This is a genomic window from Polaromonas sp. 39-63-25 (genome assembly GCF_002278925.1).
In the GTDB taxonomy this organism is placed as follows: domain Bacteria; phylum Pseudomonadota; class Gammaproteobacteria; order Burkholderiales; family Burkholderiaceae_C; genus Polaromonas.
The window spans coordinates 122,115-136,342 of record NZ_NCJH01000006.1 but is presented as its reverse complement, the minus strand read 5'-3'; the positions used below and the strand labels follow the sequence as shown (position 1 = coordinate 136,342).

Genomic DNA, 14,228 nt, shown 5'->3' with positions numbered 1-14,228 from the left:
CCACGGACACAAAGTCAAGCAGGGGCCGCGGAACCGGCTTCGCCGGGCCGCAGGCGCAGCGGCCCCTCGGGGGCAGGGAGCTACACGCAGTGAGCGACCGTGGGGCTCTATTTCAAGGCTTTGACCACCGCGTCGCCCATCTGCACCGTGCCGACCTTGGTCGTGCCTTCGCTGTAGATGTCGGGCGTGCGCAGGCCTTGCGTCAACACCGCGTCCACGGCTTTTTCAATCCGTGCGGCGGCTTCCGGCTGGTTCAGACTGAAACGCAGCATCATGGCCGCGCTCAAAATCGTTGCCAGCGGATTGGCCACGCCCTTGCCGGCGATGTCCGGCGCGCTTCCGTGGCTGGGTTCGTACAGGCCCTGGTTTTTCGTGTTCAGGCTGGCCGAGGGCAACATGCCGATGCTGCCGGTCAGCATGGCGGCCGCGTCGGACAGGATGTCGCCGAACATGTTGCCGGTGACCACCACGTCGAATTTCTTGGGCGCCTTGACCAGCTGCATGGCGGCGTTGTCCACATACATGTGGTCCAGCGCGACGTCGGGGTACTGCAAACCGACCTCGGTGACGATGTCTTTCCAGAACTGGAAGGTTTCCAGCACATTGGCCTTGTCCACGCTGGTCACGCGGCTGCCGCGCTTGCGTGCCGCCTGGAAGGCGACATGGGCGATGCGTTCGATCTCGGGGCGCGAATAACGCATGGTGTCAAACGCTTCCTCGCTGCCGGGGAAGTGGCCGTCCACGGCGGTACGCCGTCCGCGCGGCTGGCCGAAGTAGATGTCGCCGGTCAGCTCGCGGATGATCAGGATGTCCAGGCCGGACACCAGTTCGCGCTTCAGGCTGGAGGCATCCACCAGCTGCGGATAACAGATGGCTGGGCGGAAGTTGGCGAACAGGCCCATGTTCTTGCGCAGGCCCAGGATGGCCTGCTCGGGGCGCAGGGGGCGGTCGAGCTTGTCGTACTTCCAGTCGCCGACGGCGCCGAACAACACCGCGTCCGAGGCTTGTGCAAGTTTCAGGGTGGCGTCGGGCAGCGGATGGCCGTGTGCTTCGTAGGCGGCGCCGCCCACCAGTGCAGTTTCCGTTTCAAATGCCAGGTCCAGTGCGCCCAGGACCTTGACGGCCTCGGCGACGATTTCGGTGCCGATGCCGTCACCGGGAAGAATTGCGATTTTCATGGTTGCTCTTTTATTGATAGCTGTTGGCGCACGTCCCATAAGGGATGCAGGCACTTTTTACATATAAAAACAGGGAGATCAGGCGATCAGGGTGTGCGCCAGCCAGGGCTTTGTCGCCAGGCGTTCGGCTTCAAACGCCTTGATCTTGTCGCTCTGGCGCAGGGTCAGGCCGATGTCGTCGTAACCGCCGAGCAGGCAGAATTTCTTGAAGGCCTGCACCTCGAAAGGAATTTCTTCGCCTTGCGGCCTGATCACCACCTGGCGCTCCAGGTCGATGGTGAGCTGGTAGCCGGGGAAAGCCAGCGCCTCGTCGAACAGCTGGCTGACCTGCGCCTCGCTGAGCACGATGGGCAGCAGGCCGTTCTTGAAGCTGTTGTTGAAAAAGATGTCGGCGTAGCTGGGCGCGATGATGGCGCGAAAGCCGTACTGGTCCAGCGCCCAGGGTGCGTGCTCGCGCGAGGAGCCGCAACCGAAGTTCTTGCGCGCCAGCAGGATGGACGCGCCTTTGTAGCGCGGCTGGTTCAGCACGAAGTCCGGGTTCGGCCTGCGTGTGGCCGGGTCCTGGCCCGGAAAGCCGGGGTCCAGGTAGCGCCAGGCGTCAAACAGGTTGGGGCCGAAGCCGGTCTTGCGGATGGACTTGAGAAACTGCTTGGGGATGATCGCGTCGGTATCGACGTTCTCGCGGTCCATCGGAGCGACCAGGCCTTTGTGTACGGTGAATTTCTGCATGATGTGACTCTCAGGAGAATTTGCGGATATCGACGAAGTGGCCGTGTACCGCAGCGGCAGCGGCCATCGCCGGGCTCACCAGGTGGGTGCGGCCGCCAGCGCCCTGCCGGCCTTCGAAGTTGCGGTTGGACGTCGAGGCGCAACGCTCGCCCGGCTCGAGCCGGTCGGCGTTCATCGCCAGGCACATGGAGCAGCCGGGCTCGCGCCACTCAAAGCCTGCGGCGACAAAAATCTTGTCCAGGCCTTCGCGCTCGGCCTGTTCCTTGACCAGGCCGGAGCCAGGCACGACCAGCGCGAGCTTGACGTTGCCGGCGACCTTCTTGCCGATTTTCTGGAGGATGGCGGCCGCTTCGCGCATGTCCTCGATGCGGCTGTTGGTGCACGAGCCGATGAAGACCTTGTCGACCAGGATGTCGTTGATAGCCTTGCCGGGCTGCAGGCCCATGTAGGTCAGGGCGCGTTCGATGGCGTCGCGCTTGTTCGCGTCTTTTTCCTTGTCCGGGTCGGGCACGCGGTCGTCGATGGACAGCACCATCTCGGGCGAGGTGCCCCAGGTGACCTGCGGCCGGATCTGGCTCGCGTCGAGCTGCACCACGGTGTCGAACACGGCATCGGCATCGGACTGCAGCGTGCTCCAGTACTGCGCCGCCTGCTCCCACTCGACGCCGGTGGGTGCCAACGGCTTTCCCTTGACGTAGGCGATGGTCTTGGCATCCACCGCCACCAAGCCGGCTCTGGCACCGGCTTCGATGGCCATGTTGCAGACCGTCATGCGGCCTTCCATGCTCAGCGCGCGTATCGCCGCGCCGCCGAATTCAATCGTGTAGCCGGTGCCTCCCGCGGTGCCGATTTTTCCAATGATCGCCAGCACGATGTCCTTGCCGGTCAGGCCCGGGGCCAGCATGCCGTCCACGCGGACCAGCATGTTTTTTGCTTTTTTGGCGAGCAGGGTCTGCGTGGCCATCACGTGTTCGACTTCGCTCGTGCCAATGCCGTGCGCCAGTGCGCCAAACGCGCCGTGGGTCGAGGTGTGCGAGTCGCCGCAGACCACGGTCATGCCGGGCAGGGTGGCGCCGGTCTCGGGCCCCATCACATGCACGATGCCCTGGCGTTTGGACAGGAAGGGGAAGTAGGCGGCCGCACCGAACTCGGCGATGTTGCTGTCCAGCGTGGTGATCTGTTCCTTGCTGACCAGGTCGGTGATGCCGTCATAGCCGAGCTCCCAGCCGGTGGTCGGCGTGTTGTGGTCGGCGGTGGCGACGATGGAGCTGATGCGCCAGACCTTGCGGCCGGCTTCGCGCAGGCCCTCGAAGGCCTGCGGGCTGGTCACCTCGTGCACCAGGTGCCGGTCGATGTAGAGGATGGCTGTGCCGTCTTCCTCGGTGTGGACGACGTGTTCGTCCCAGATCTTGTCGTAAAGGGTGCGTCCCATGTGTTTTTCCTTCGTGGTCTGTCGATTTTAAGGGGGGAGGGGTGCGCCGTCCGGGGTCACCGCACGCGCAGTGAGGTGGTCGACCAACAGGCGAGCGGTGACGGGCAGGCTGGAAAAATCGCGTGCCACCAGGGCTATCTGGCGCGACGCCCAGGCATCGGTCAGCGCGACCGATTCGAGTTCGCCGACGCCGTGCATCAGTTCGAACGCCCGCTGCGGCATCACGCCGACGCCCAGGCCGTTGTGGATCATGCGGCACATTGCGTCCAGCCCGGTCACGTGGATGCGCAGCTTGATCGTGCGGCCGGCCTGCGCCGCGGCATCGCGCATGGCCAGGTAGATCGAGCTGTTCGAATGCAGGCCGACATGGTCGAAGTCGAGGCTGTCCGCAAAGGCGATGCTGTCCCGCGTGCCCAGCACATGGCCGCGCGGCACGATCATCACGAGGCGGTCCTGGCGGTAGGGCAGGGTCTGCAACTTGCCGATGCCGTCGGCCGTGTTGCAGATGCCGAGATCGGCCGCGCCTTCCTGCACCGCGCGCACGACTTCCGTGCTCAGGTGCTCCTCGAGGTCGATCTTGACCTCCGGATGCTGGCTGATGAAGGTGCCCAGGTCTTCCGGCAGGAACTGTACGATGGCCGAGATGCTGGCATGCACACGCACATGGCCGCGCACGCCGGCCGCGTATTCGCTGAGTTCGCCCTGCATTTTCTCGAGGCTGAACAGCACCGAACGGGCATGGTGCAGCAGGCTCTGGCCGGCCGGCGTCAGGTCCACGCCGCGCGTGTGGCGGTACAGCAGCGGGGTGTCGAGCGCGGCTTCGAGGTCGGACAGGCGTTTGCTGACGGCCGACGCGGCAATGAATTCCCGCTCCGCCGCCTTGCCGATGCTGCCAAGCTCACACACGGCCACAAACAATTGCAGCGACGTGAGGTCCATGCGGCGGGCGAAATTGCGTTCTGAGCTGCTCATCAAAGGGGTCAAAGTCATCGTGGTTCACGATGTTTGCCTATTTTGACCGCTTTGTTCGGGCTCTGTCATCGCGGAATGCGATGACTGGCTTGCCCGCTGGCTGGGGCAGGCGCGGCCGTCCGCGGGGAGGCTTTCAGGTGTTTTTGGCCTCCAGCCCAGCGGGGACGGGCGCAAGCAGCTATTTAATTGATAGCAATCAGTCGATGATCCCGCCGGGATCGAGCGCCCGCACCCGGTGGTCCACGTTGTAGCCGCCGAACTCGGTGTAACGCAGCAGGTGCCGCTCGCAGCGGCCGCAGTGCCAGACCTCGCAGCGGTTGTAGGGGAAAAAGCCGACGGCCACCGGGGCATCGGGCGAGTCGTAACGGGTGCCTCGGGGGTGTTTTTCTTCCAGGGTGGGTTCGTCCACGGTGGGGTCGCGCAAGGTGGCGATCAGGCTCATCTGCTTGGCTTCCCAGCGGTACTCGGCCAGGCTCTCCCAGCCGGCGCAGGCGCCCAGTGCGCAGTCGCAGGCGCGAGGCGCGGTGGGGCGGGCGATGGCCGCACGCAGTTCAGCGGCAGTCTGGATGAATGTCAAGGGTGAACTCCTCAAGTGGTCTTCATGTGGCCAGGGCCGCAAAAAAGCCCGCCCATGTTGCCACGGGCGGGCTGGATGTCAGGCGTACAGGCGGATCAGCGTGCGTTGATCGGCTTGACGTCGCGCTGGACGGAACCGTTGAACAGCTGGCGCGGACGGCCGATCTTGTACTCGGGGTCGCCGATCATCTCGTTGAGCTGGGCGATCCAGCCGACCGTGCGGGCCAGCGCGAAGATCGCGGTGAACAGCGGCACGGGGATGCCGATGGCGCGCTGCACGATGCCGGAATAGAAGTCGACGTTGGGGTAGAGCTTGCGCGAAACGAAGTATTCGTCTTCCAGGGCAATCTTTTCCAGCGCCATGGCCAGCTTGAACAGCGGGTCGTTTTCCAGACCCATTTCCTGCAGCACTTCCTTGCAGGTTTCCTGCATCAGCTTGGCGCGCGGGTCGTAGTTCTTGTACACGCGGTGGCCAAAACCCATGAGCTTGACGCCGGAGTTCTTGTCCTTGACCTGCTTGATGAACTCGCCGATGTTCTCGATGCCGCCGTTCTTCTGGATGTCGCCCAGCATGTTGAGGGCCGCTTCGTTGGCGCCGCCGTGGGCCGGGCCCCAGAGGCAGGCAACACCGGCTGCAATTGCTGCAAACGGGTTGGTGCCGGACGAGCCGCACAGGCGAACGGTGGACGTGGAGGCGTTCTGCTCATGGTCGGCATGCAGGATGAAGATGCGGTCCAGCGCACGTTCGAGCACCGGGTTGACCTTGTACTCCTCGCATGGCGTGGCAAACATCATGTGCAGGAAGTTGCCGGCGTAGCTCAGGTTGTTCTTGGGGTACATGTAGGGCTGGCCCATGGTGTACTTGTAGGCCATGGCGACCAGGGTCGGCATCTTGGCGATCAGGCGGATCGCGGCAATCTCGCGGTGCTCGGGATTGTTGATGTCGGTGCTGTCATGGTAGAAGGCCGACAGGGCGCCGACCAGGCCGGTCATGATGGCCATCGGATGCGCGTCACGGCGGAAGCCGCGCAGGAAAAACTGCATCTGCTCGTTGACCATGGTGTGGTTGGTCACACGGCTGACAAATTCCTTTTTCTGGTCGGCCTTGGGCAGTTCGCCGTAAAGCAGCAGATGGCAGGTTTCCATGTAGTCGCAGTTGGTGGCCAGCTGCTCGATCGGGTAGCCGCGGTACAGCAGCTCACCCTTGTCGCCGTCGATATAGGTGATGGCCGACTGGCAGGACGCGGTGGACAGGAAGCCCGGATCGTAGGTGAACATGCCGGTCTGTGCATACAGCTTGCGGATGTCGACGACGTCGGGACCCACGCTGCCGTGGTACACCGGCAAATCAACACTGGGGCTGCCATTGCTGAAGGAGAGGGTGGCTTTGTTGTCAGCTAGCTTCATTTTTGCGTCTTTCTTGTCAAATCAAAAGGGGTCAGTCACGGGGGCTGTGGCTGCGGCGCGAATCAAGTTTAAGACCTGCATGGCCTCGTAAGTAGATGCACTTACCTGCGCGTCCGCTTCAGAAAGCTGGCTGGGCTCTTTTCGTTTTAGCAGAAGGTCCAGCAAGTCGTTGTCAGACAAATCCATTAAATCATTCAGGCCTTGGGCCTGGCTGACGGTCAGGGTGGCTTCGTGGCGCCGGAAGAACTTTTCGATCAGCAGGTCGTTTTCCAGCAAGCCCCGGCGGCAACGCCATTTGAGTTTGCTCAGGGCCCGTTCGCCAAGCAGTTCGTCGGTTGTCTGCATGGTTCAGCTGGAGGTTTCGCTGCCGAGCGAAGCGATGGGCGCGGGACCTCTGTCTTCACCAGCCGGGGCCGCGGAACCGGCTTTGCCGGGCCGCAGGCGCAGCGCCCCCCCGGGGGGCAGCGAAGTACGCGAAGCGACGAGCGTGGGGGCCATATTTTTAGACCGTGCGCAGGACCATCATTTCCTTGATCTTGCCGATGGCCTTGCTGGGGTTCAGACCCTTGGGGCAGACATCGACGCAGTTCATGATGGTGTGGCAGCGGAACAGGCGGTAGGGGTCTTCGAGGTTGTCCAGGCGGTCGGCGGTGGCTTCATCGCGGCTGTCCGCAATGAAACGGTAGGCCTGCAGCAGGCCGGCCGGGCCGACAAACTTGTCCGGGTTCCACCAGAAGCTGGGGCAGGACGTCGAGCAGCTCGCGCACAGGATGCACTCGTACAGGCCGTTGAGTTCGTCGCGTTCCTCGGGGCTCTGCAGGCGCTCTTTTTCAGGCGGCACGTTGTCGTTGATCAGGTAAGGCTTGATCGAGTTGTACTGCTTGAAGAAGTCCGTCATGTCGACGATCAGGTCGCGCACCACCGGCAGGCCGGGCAGCGGCTTGAGCACGATGGTGCCCGGCAAGGTGCGCATGTTGGTCAGGCAGGCCAGGCCGTTCTTGCCGTTGATGTTCATCGCGTCCGAACCGCACACGCCTTCGCGGCAGGAGCGGCGGAAGGAAATGGTCGGGTCCTGCGCCTTGAGTTTCATCAGCGCGTCCAGCAACATGCGTTCGCTGCCGTCGAGCTCGACCTCGATGGTCTGCATGTAGGGCTTGGCGTCGGTGTCGGGGTCGTAGCGGTAAATCTGGAAAGTGCGTTTGGACATGGAGGTTCTCGCTGATCTTGTTGGCTTGGGCTTAGAAGCTGCGCACGGTGAGCGGCACGGAGTCGACCGTCAGGGGCTTCATCTGCACCGGTTTGTAGGCCAGGCGGCTGCCTTCGCTGTACCACAGGGTGTGCTTGTGCCAGTCGGTGTCGTTGCGGCCGTTCGGGTGTTCCGGCGTGTCGCCGTAATCGTCCACCGAATGCGCGCCGCGGCTTTCGTGGCGGGCCGCGGCCGAAACGATGGTGGCCTGCGCCGCCTCGATCAGGTTTTCGACTTCCAGCGCCTCGATGCGTGCGGTGTTGAAGATTTTCGACTTGTCCTTCAGGCCGATGTTGCTCACGCGCTTGCGCAGTTCGGCGATCTTGGCGACACCGGCATCCATGATGGCCTGGGTGCGGAACACGCCGGCATGCTGCTGCATGGCTGCACGGATGTCGTTGGCCACGTCCTGGGCGTATTCGCCGTCCGTCGCGTTGTCCAGGCGGGCGATGCGCGCCAGCGTGGCGTCGGCGGCGTCGGCAGGCAGGGACTTGTGGGCGGTGGTCTTGTTGAACTCGACGATGTGGTTGCCGGCGGCGCGGCCGAACACCAGCAGGTCCAGCAGCGAGTTGGTGCCCAGGCGGTTCGCGCCGTGCACGCTGACGCAGGCGCATTCACCGACCGCGTACAGGCCGTTGACAACCTGGCTCTTGTTGTCGGCGTCCTGGGTGACCACCTGACCGTGGATGTTGGTCGGAATGCCGCCCATCTGGTAGTGGATGGTGGGCACCACGGGAATCGGTTCCTTGGTGATGTCCACGTTGGCGAAGTTGTGGCCGATCTCGAACACCGAAGGCAGGCGCTTCATGATGGTCTCGGCGCCCAGGTGGGTCATGTCGAGGTTGATGTAGTCCTTGTTCGGACCGCAGCCGCGGCCTTCCTTGATTTCCTGGTCCATGCAGCGCGAGACATAGTCGCGTGGTGCCAGGTCCTTGTAGGCCGGTGCGTAACGCTCCATGAAACGCTCGCCGTTGCTGTTGCGCAGGATCGCGCCTTCGCCGCGGCAGCCTTCGGTCAGCAACACGCCGGCGCCATGCACGCCGGTCGGGTGAAACTGCCAGAACTCCATGTCTTCGAGCGGAATGCCGGCGCGCGCAGCCATGCCCAGGCCGTCGCCGGTGTTGATGAAGGCGTTGGTCGATGCGGCAAAAATGCGACCGGCGCCGCCGGTGGCCAGCAGCGTGGTCTTGGCTTCGAAGATGTGCACGTCGCCGGTTTCCATCTCGATGGCGGTCACGCCAACGACGTCGCCGGCGGCATCACGGATCAGGTCCATGGCCAGCCATTCAACGAAGAAGCTGGTTTTTTCCTTGACGTTCTGCTGGTACAGCGTGTGCAGCATGGCATGACCGGTGCGGTCGGCCGCGGCGCAGGCGCGCTGCACCGGCTTTTCGCCGTAGTTGGCGGTGTGGCCGCCGAAAGGGCGCTGGTAAATCGTGCCGTCGGGGTTGCGGTCGAAAGGCATGCCCATGTGCTCGAGGTCGTACACGACCTTGGGCGCTTCGCGGCACATGTACTCGATCGCATCCTGGTCGCCGAGCCAGTCGGAGCCCTTGACGGTGTCGTAGAAGTGGTAGTGCCAGTTGTCTTCGGACATGTTGCCGAGCGAGGCACCGATGCCGCCCTGGGCCGCCACCGTGTGCGAGCGCGTCGGGAACACCTTGGAGAGAACGGCCACGTTCAGGCCGGCACGCGCCAGCTGCAGCGAGGCGCGCATGCCGGAGCCGCCGGCCCCGACGATCACCACGTCAAATTTGCGTTTGGGAAGCTTGGAGGATGCAGTCATGATTGCTTTTTCAAAAGTCGGTCGTCAAAAGTGGAGGCTCGGTTCCGGGGCTCAAAGGCGCCACAGCACCTGGATGCCCCAGCCGGCGCAGGCCACCAGCCACACGATCGTGAACACGTCCAGGGACAGCTTGAGCCACACCGGCTTGACGTAGTCCATCCAGATGTCGCGCATGCCGACCCATACGTGGTAAAGCAGCGCAAGGATCACGACAAAGGTCAGCACCTTCATCCACTGCGACGAAAAAATACCGGCCCAGCGGTCATAACCGAGGGGCCCCTTGGTGAAGATCACTTGAGCCAGCAGCAGGATAGTAAAAAGGGCCATCAGGGCCGCGGTGACGCGCTGGGCCAGCCAGTCACGGGTGCCGTAATGCGCGCCGACAACGAGGCGTTTGGAGCCGTAGTTCACAGACATGGGTTGCTCCTTGAATCAGTAGAGGCCGAACAGCTTGGCGCCCAGCACCAGCGTCAGCGCGATGCTCAGTGCCAGCGTGACCAGTGCGGTGCTTTTGCCGAATTCGTTGCTGAGCCTGTGGGTGGCGTCCATGTAGAGATGGCGCAGGCCGGCGATGAAATGGTGCAGGTAGGCCCAGATCAGGGCGAGGGCCACCAGCTTCCAGATGAAGCCGGGCAAACCCAGCATGCCGATGTTGAAGGCCGCCTTGAATTTCTCGAATGAAATTTCGGAAGAAATCGAGGTGTCGAACATCCAGATGATGAAGGGCATCAGGATGAACATGATGGCGCCGCTGGCGCGGTGGAGGATGGACACCCAGGCCGCCGGTGTCATGCGGTAGGTGGTCAGGTCTTTAAAAGCGTTGATGTTGCGGAACTCGGGCCGCTTTGCACGCTGTTTGGATGCCAGCTCTGTCATTGTTGGGCTTTCGTGGGGAGAGGTCTGGTAACTGCCTGGTAACTGCCCGTGAAGCACGACGCAATTACAACTGAAAACCTTCGAATTCTATTGCAACGCAGCATCCATCCGGACCAACAGGACGATGGCAGCAGGTTATTGTCAGAAAAACGGGGCAAGAACAGAGCCATTCGGGCGCCGATGGTCCCGGGCCTGGGGTAAGCTGACTCAAGCATTACAGCTCTCCGCTGCGGCCGGCATGAACTTTCCTGTTGCTGGTTTGTTCGCGCGGCCGGGCCTTGCACGGCAGCGATGACTTGTTGCCCTTGAAACCCATCGCTGCTTTCAGTTCAGGGTATTGCGGTAGTAGTGGGTGTCGGTGCGGTAATAACCGCGCCGCAACTCCATCGGCACATCGTTGTAGGTGTAGGCGATGCGCTCCACGCTCAGCAGGGGCGTGCCATGCGCTACTTTCAGGAGCAGCTCGCGCCCGTCGATGGCTGCTTCGGCGCGTATTTTCTCTTCAGCGCGAACCATGCGCACATTGAACTCGGTCTCGAACAGCGCGTACATCGGGCCGTGGTAGTCGGCCAGCCGCTCGGCGGTCAGGCCCTTGAACGGGGCGGCAGGCAACCAGAGGTCTTCGAGAATCGTCGGTGTTCCGGCAAAACTCAGTACGCGGCGTGCCTGCAGCACGGCATCGCCGGTGCGCAGCGCCAGCGCGCGGGCAATGTCGGCGCTGGCGCGCACGCGCCGGCAGTCGATGATGTCGCGCTGGGCCGGGCCTTCGCTGCCCGGTGTGCCGCTGTCGGGCACGAGTTTGAGGAAACGGAACTGCACATGCTGTTCGGCATGGGTCGCGACAAACGTGCCCTTGCCCTGGCGGCGCACCACCAGGTTGTCGGCCGCGAGTTCATCAATGGCCTTGCGCACCGTGCCTTGGCTCACGCGGTAGCGGGCGGCCAGGTCCATCTCGGAGGGGATGGCTTCGCCCGGCTTCCACTCGCCCGATTGCAGGCTTTGCAGGATCAGGCCCTTGATCTGCTGGTACAGCGGGCTGAAAGCCGGCGTGGCACCTGGAAAATCGTCAGGGGAGGGGGTGGGGAGGGCGGCCATGGCTTGGGGTGTGAATACCTGCAATGATATCTTATATAAGACATAAGACAAATTGACGCCCGCAGGTTTTCCAGCGTAAAATCTTTGGCTGAGCCGACCGCAAGGCTGCGTTTCATGTGACGTATTTCACATGTCCGGAACGCATCCAGCCACGCCAAACCCCGCACTCTCACCCCTTCAACCGATTTTCAACCTTCCTGGAGTTCTCCATCATGAGCAAAAAACCCGTCCGTGTTGCCGTTACAGGGGCCGCTGGTCAAATCGGTTATGCGCTGCTGTTCCGTATCGCTTCCGGCGAAATGCTGGGCAAGGACCAGCCGGTGATCCTGCAACTGCTGGAAGTGCCTGTGGAAGGCCCGCAAAAGGCGCTCAAGGGCGTGATGATGGAGCTCGACGATTGCGCTTTCCCGCTGCTGGTCGGCATGGAAGCCCACAGCGACCCGATGACCGCCTTCAAGGACGCCGACTACGCACTGCTGGTCGGTTCGCGTCCACGCGGCCCGGGCATGGAACGTGCCGAACTGCTGGCCGTCAATGGCGCCATCTTCACGGCCCAGGGCAAGGCACTGAACGCGGTGGCCAGCCGCAACGTCAAGGTGCTGGTGGTCGGCAACCCGGCCAACACCAATGCCTACATCGCGATGAAAAGCGCGCCCGACCTGCCACGCAAGAACTTCACCGCCATGCTGCGCCTGGACCACAACCGCGCTGCCAGCCAGCTCGCTGCCAAAACCGGCAAGGCCGTGGCCGACATCGAAAAACTCACCGTCTGGGGCAACCACTCGCCCACCATGTACGCTGACTACCGCTTTGCCACCATCAACGGCGAAAGCGTCGCCAAGATGATCAACGACCAGGAATGGAACGCCAACGTGTTCCTGCCGACCGTCGGCAAGCGCGGCGCCGCCATCATCGAGGCGCGCGGTTCGTCGTCGGCGGCTTCGGCTGCCAATGCCGCCATCGACCACATGCGCGACTGGGCGCTGGGCACCAAGGGCAAATGGGTCACCATGGGCATTCCGTCGGACGGCCAGTACGGCATTCCCAAGGACACGATGTTCGGCTTCCCCGTCACCTGCGAGGGCGGCGAATACAAGCTGGTCGAGGGTCTGGAGATCGACGCTTTCAGCCAGGAACGCATCAACAAGACCCTGGAAGAGTTGCAGGGTGAGCAGGCGGGTGTCGCCCACCTGCTCTGATTGCAGAAGCACATACTGTAGTGACACATCCTCGCGACGTTCTTCTGGGGGCACAGGCCGCGGCGGTTTTTTTGCCGGTCTGTGATCATTACAGCGGCGTCGAGGCGCGGATGCGCAAAAGCCTGCAGCTGCAGGCGGAGATGACCGAGGAGTTCGGCACCTGCATGTTCGACGTGACGCTGGACTGCGAGGACGGCGCGCCCGTCGGTGGCGAGGCCGACCACGCGGCGCTGGTTTGCGCGCTGGTCGCGCAGGCCGGTGACGGGGCGCGTGTGGCGGTGCGGGTCCATGCGGTGGACCATCCGGCGTTTGAGGCGGACATTGCCACCATTGCCGGCCAGGTCGGCGGCAGGCTCTGCCACCTCATGGTGCCCAAGGTCGAATCGGTTGCGGACGTCGAACGCGTGGTGGCTGCCCTGGCCGCCGTCTCGCGGGTTACGCTGCCGGTCCATGTGTTGCTGGAATCGCCCGCTGCGGTGCACCGTGCTTTCGACATTGCAGCCCACCCGCGCGTGCAGTCACTCAGCTTTGGCCTGATGGACTTTGTCTCCAGCCACGGTGGCGCCATTCCTGCCGGGGGCATGAGCAGCCAGGGCCAGTTCACGCACCCGCTGGTGGTGCGTGCCAAGCTCGAGATCGCCTCCGCCTGCCACGCGTACGGCAAAGTCCCCTCGCACTGTGTTGTCACCGAATTCAGTGACACTTGCGCCATGAAGGCGGCTGCGCAAAAAGCCGCCCTGGAGTTCGGCTACACCCGGATGTGGAGCATCCACCCGGGCCAAATCCCCCCCATCCTGGAGGCTTTTGCGCCCAGCGAAGGCGAGATTGAAAATGCTACAAAAATAATAGCTGCTGCCGCCCGTGCCGATTGGGCGCCCATCAGTTTTGAAGGTCAGTTGCACGACCGCGCCAGTTACCGCTATTTCTGGCAGGTGCTCGAACGCGCGCACCAGACCGGCCGTGTGCTTGCGCCAGAGGCGCAGGTCTATTTTTCCGCTGCGCTTCATTAGACCGATTGGCTCATCCTCATCCGTTTTCCAAGGACCCCTCATGAAACTCATTGTTCTCACCGCCCTGGCACTTGCCGCTCCCGCCATGCTGCTGGCCCAGACCGCACCTGCCAAGGCTGCACCTGCCAAGGCTGCCCCGAAGGCCGCGTCTGCGTCCACCCAACCTGTCCAGGCCGCCAAACGCGCGCGCATCAAACGCTCTGCCGCCAAGGTGGTGGAAGAAATGACGCCCATCGATGACGACCCCAGCGTCACGCTGACCCCCGAAGACCTCGAACTCGCCAAGCGGGTTCATGTGGGCACGATTCCCTGCGAACTCGGCGTTTCCGTCACCATCACGCCGAGCGAAAAGCGCCCGGGCTTTTTCCTGGTGCAAACCGGCAAGACGCGTTTCCGCATGCACCCTGTCGGAAGCCGCACCGGCGCCATCCGCCTGGAAGACGGCCGTGCCGGCGCGATGTGGCTGCAGCTGGGCAACAAGTCCATGCTGATGAGCCAGAAGCTGGGCCAGCGCATGGCCGATGAATGCATGAGCCCGTTGCAGGCCACCTTTGCCGACGAGATGAAGAAGAACCCTCCGGTGAGCATTCTGGATCCCCTGCCCGCAGACAAGCCGGCTACCGCGCTGGCTGGCACGGGTTCTGCTCAGCCCGCACAAACGCCGGCCAAAGCCGAATAACACCAGGCGGGTACCCCGCCAGGCGCGCACCACTTTGACTTTG

15 protein-coding genes are annotated in these 14,228 nt (G+C 63.1%); 3 read left to right on the top strand and 12 right to left on the bottom strand.

Features of this window, described 5'->3' with window-relative positions; genetic code table 11:
* Positions 1-107: 107 nt before the first annotated feature.
* The 12 genes from leuB to B7X65_RS07190 form a co-directional block, all read right to left on the bottom strand.
* A complete protein-coding gene (leuB, locus tag B7X65_RS07245) occupies positions 108-1,178 on the bottom strand; it encodes a 3-isopropylmalate dehydrogenase (RefSeq protein ID WP_293593624.1) in 1,071 nt (356 codons plus the stop codon).
* A 78-nt stretch (positions 1,179-1,256) separates the two neighbouring features.
* Complete coding sequence (leuD, locus tag B7X65_RS07240) at positions 1,257-1,907, bottom strand: 3-isopropylmalate dehydratase small subunit (protein ID WP_293593623.1); 651 nt, start codon at positions 1,905-1,907, stop codon at positions 1,257-1,259.
* A gap of 10 nt (positions 1,908-1,917) precedes the next feature.
* The gene (gene leuC / locus B7X65_RS07235; RefSeq protein WP_293593622.1) at positions 1,918-3,339 is read right to left on the bottom strand and encodes a 3-isopropylmalate dehydratase large subunit; all 1,422 of its coding nucleotides are present in this window, start codon (positions 3,337-3,339) and stop codon (positions 1,918-1,920) included.
* Between the two features lie 27 nt (positions 3,340-3,366).
* A complete protein-coding gene (locus B7X65_RS07230; protein ID WP_293593621.1) occupies positions 3,367-4,311 on the bottom strand; it encodes a LysR family transcriptional regulator in 945 nt (314 codons plus the stop codon).
* Positions 4,312-4,507: 196 nt separating this feature from the next.
* Entirely contained in the window at positions 4,508-4,888 is a 381-nt protein-coding gene (locus tag B7X65_RS07225; protein WP_293593620.1) for a hypothetical protein, read from the bottom strand.
* Between the two features lie 95 nt (positions 4,889-4,983).
* The gene (gltA, locus tag B7X65_RS07220; protein WP_293593619.1) at positions 4,984-6,294 is read right to left on the bottom strand and encodes a citrate synthase; all 1,311 of its coding nucleotides are present in this window, start codon (positions 6,292-6,294) and stop codon (positions 4,984-4,986) included.
* A 21-nt stretch (positions 6,295-6,315) separates the two neighbouring features.
* Positions 6,316-6,639, bottom strand: coding sequence for a succinate dehydrogenase assembly factor 2 (locus B7X65_RS07215; RefSeq protein ID WP_293593618.1), 324 nt, complete (start codon positions 6,637-6,639; stop codon positions 6,316-6,318).
* Between the two features lie 157 nt (positions 6,640-6,796).
* Positions 6,797-7,501 carry a succinate dehydrogenase iron-sulfur subunit gene (locus tag B7X65_RS07210; protein WP_096698760.1) on the bottom strand — a complete coding sequence of 235 codons (705 nt, stop codon included), beginning with the start codon at positions 7,499-7,501 and terminating at the stop codon, positions 6,797-6,799.
* A gap of 31 nt (positions 7,502-7,532) precedes the next feature.
* Positions 7,533-9,326, bottom strand: coding sequence for a succinate dehydrogenase flavoprotein subunit (gene sdhA, locus B7X65_RS07205; RefSeq protein ID WP_293593617.1), 1,794 nt, complete (start codon positions 9,324-9,326; stop codon positions 7,533-7,535).
* A gap of 51 nt (positions 9,327-9,377) precedes the next feature.
* Positions 9,378-9,743 carry a succinate dehydrogenase, hydrophobic membrane anchor protein gene (gene sdhD, locus B7X65_RS07200; RefSeq protein WP_293593616.1) on the bottom strand — a complete coding sequence of 122 codons (366 nt, stop codon included), beginning with the start codon at positions 9,741-9,743 and terminating at the stop codon, positions 9,378-9,380.
* Between the two features lie 15 nt (positions 9,744-9,758).
* Positions 9,759-10,202, bottom strand: a complete 444-nt coding sequence (sdhC, locus tag B7X65_RS07195) for a succinate dehydrogenase, cytochrome b556 subunit (RefSeq protein ID WP_293593615.1) — start codon at positions 10,200-10,202, stop codon at positions 9,759-9,761.
* 324 nt (positions 10,203-10,526) lie between these two features.
* On the bottom strand, positions 10,527-11,297 hold the full coding sequence (locus tag B7X65_RS07190; protein WP_293593614.1) for a GntR family transcriptional regulator: 771 nt from the start codon (positions 11,295-11,297) through the stop codon (positions 10,527-10,529).
* A gap of 212 nt (positions 11,298-11,509) precedes the next feature.
* Here B7X65_RS07190 and B7X65_RS07185 point away from each other — a divergent pair, with 212 nt between their 5' ends.
* The 3 genes from B7X65_RS07185 to B7X65_RS07175 are packed head-to-tail and all read left to right on the top strand — an operon-like array spanning position 11,510 to position 14,185.
* Entirely contained in the window at positions 11,510-12,496 is a 987-nt protein-coding gene (locus B7X65_RS07185) for a malate dehydrogenase (RefSeq protein ID WP_293593613.1), read from the top strand.
* Positions 12,497-12,516: 20 nt separating this feature from the next.
* Positions 12,517-13,506, top strand: coding sequence for an aldolase/citrate lyase family protein (locus B7X65_RS07180; RefSeq protein ID WP_293593612.1), 990 nt, complete (start codon positions 12,517-12,519; stop codon positions 13,504-13,506).
* 40 nt (positions 13,507-13,546) lie between these two features.
* Positions 13,547-14,185 carry a hypothetical protein gene (locus B7X65_RS07175; RefSeq protein ID WP_293593611.1) on the top strand — a complete coding sequence of 213 codons (639 nt, stop codon included), beginning with the start codon at positions 13,547-13,549 and terminating at the stop codon, positions 14,183-14,185.
* Positions 14,186-14,228: the final 43 nt, after the last annotated feature.

Bases quoted from the DNA above. Each gene is read 5' to 3' on its own strand.
- B7X65_RS07175 (WP_293593611.1), top strand. From the start codon at position 13,547: ATGAAACTCATTGTTCTCACCGCCCTGGCACTTGCCGCTCCCGCCATG.
- B7X65_RS07190 (WP_293593614.1), bottom strand. From the start codon at position 11,297: ATGGCCGCCCTCCCCACCCCCTCCCCTGACGATTTTCCAGGTGCCACG.
- leuC (WP_293593622.1), bottom strand. From the start codon at position 3,339: ATGGGACGCACCCTTTACGACAAGATCTGGGACGAACACGTCGTCCAC.
- gltA (WP_293593619.1), bottom strand. From the start codon at position 6,294: ATGAAGCTAGCTGACAACAAAGCCACCCTCTCCTTCAGCAATGGCAGC.
- leuB (WP_293593624.1), bottom strand. From the start codon at position 1,178: ATGAAAATCGCAATTCTTCCCGGTGACGGCATCGGCACCGAAATCGTC.
- B7X65_RS07185 (WP_293593613.1), top strand. From the start codon at position 11,510: ATGAGCAAAAAACCCGTCCGTGTTGCCGTTACAGGGGCCGCTGGTCAA.
- leuD (WP_293593623.1), bottom strand. From the start codon at position 1,907: ATGCAGAAATTCACCGTACACAAAGGCCTGGTCGCTCCGATGGACCGC.
- sdhC (WP_293593615.1), bottom strand. From the start codon at position 10,202: ATGACAGAGCTGGCATCCAAACAGCGTGCAAAGCGGCCCGAGTTCCGC.
- sdhA (WP_293593617.1), bottom strand. From the start codon at position 9,326: ATGACTGCATCCTCCAAGCTTCCCAAACGCAAATTTGACGTGGTGATC.
- sdhD (WP_293593616.1), bottom strand. From the start codon at position 9,743: ATGTCTGTGAACTACGGCTCCAAACGCCTCGTTGTCGGCGCGCATTAC.
- B7X65_RS07210 (WP_096698760.1), bottom strand. From the start codon at position 7,501: ATGTCCAAACGCACTTTCCAGATTTACCGCTACGACCCCGACACCGAC.
- B7X65_RS07230 (WP_293593621.1), bottom strand. From the start codon at position 4,311: ATGAGCAGCTCAGAACGCAATTTCGCCCGCCGCATGGACCTCACGTCG.
- B7X65_RS07215 (WP_293593618.1), bottom strand. From the start codon at position 6,639: ATGCAGACAACCGACGAACTGCTTGGCGAACGGGCCCTGAGCAAACTC.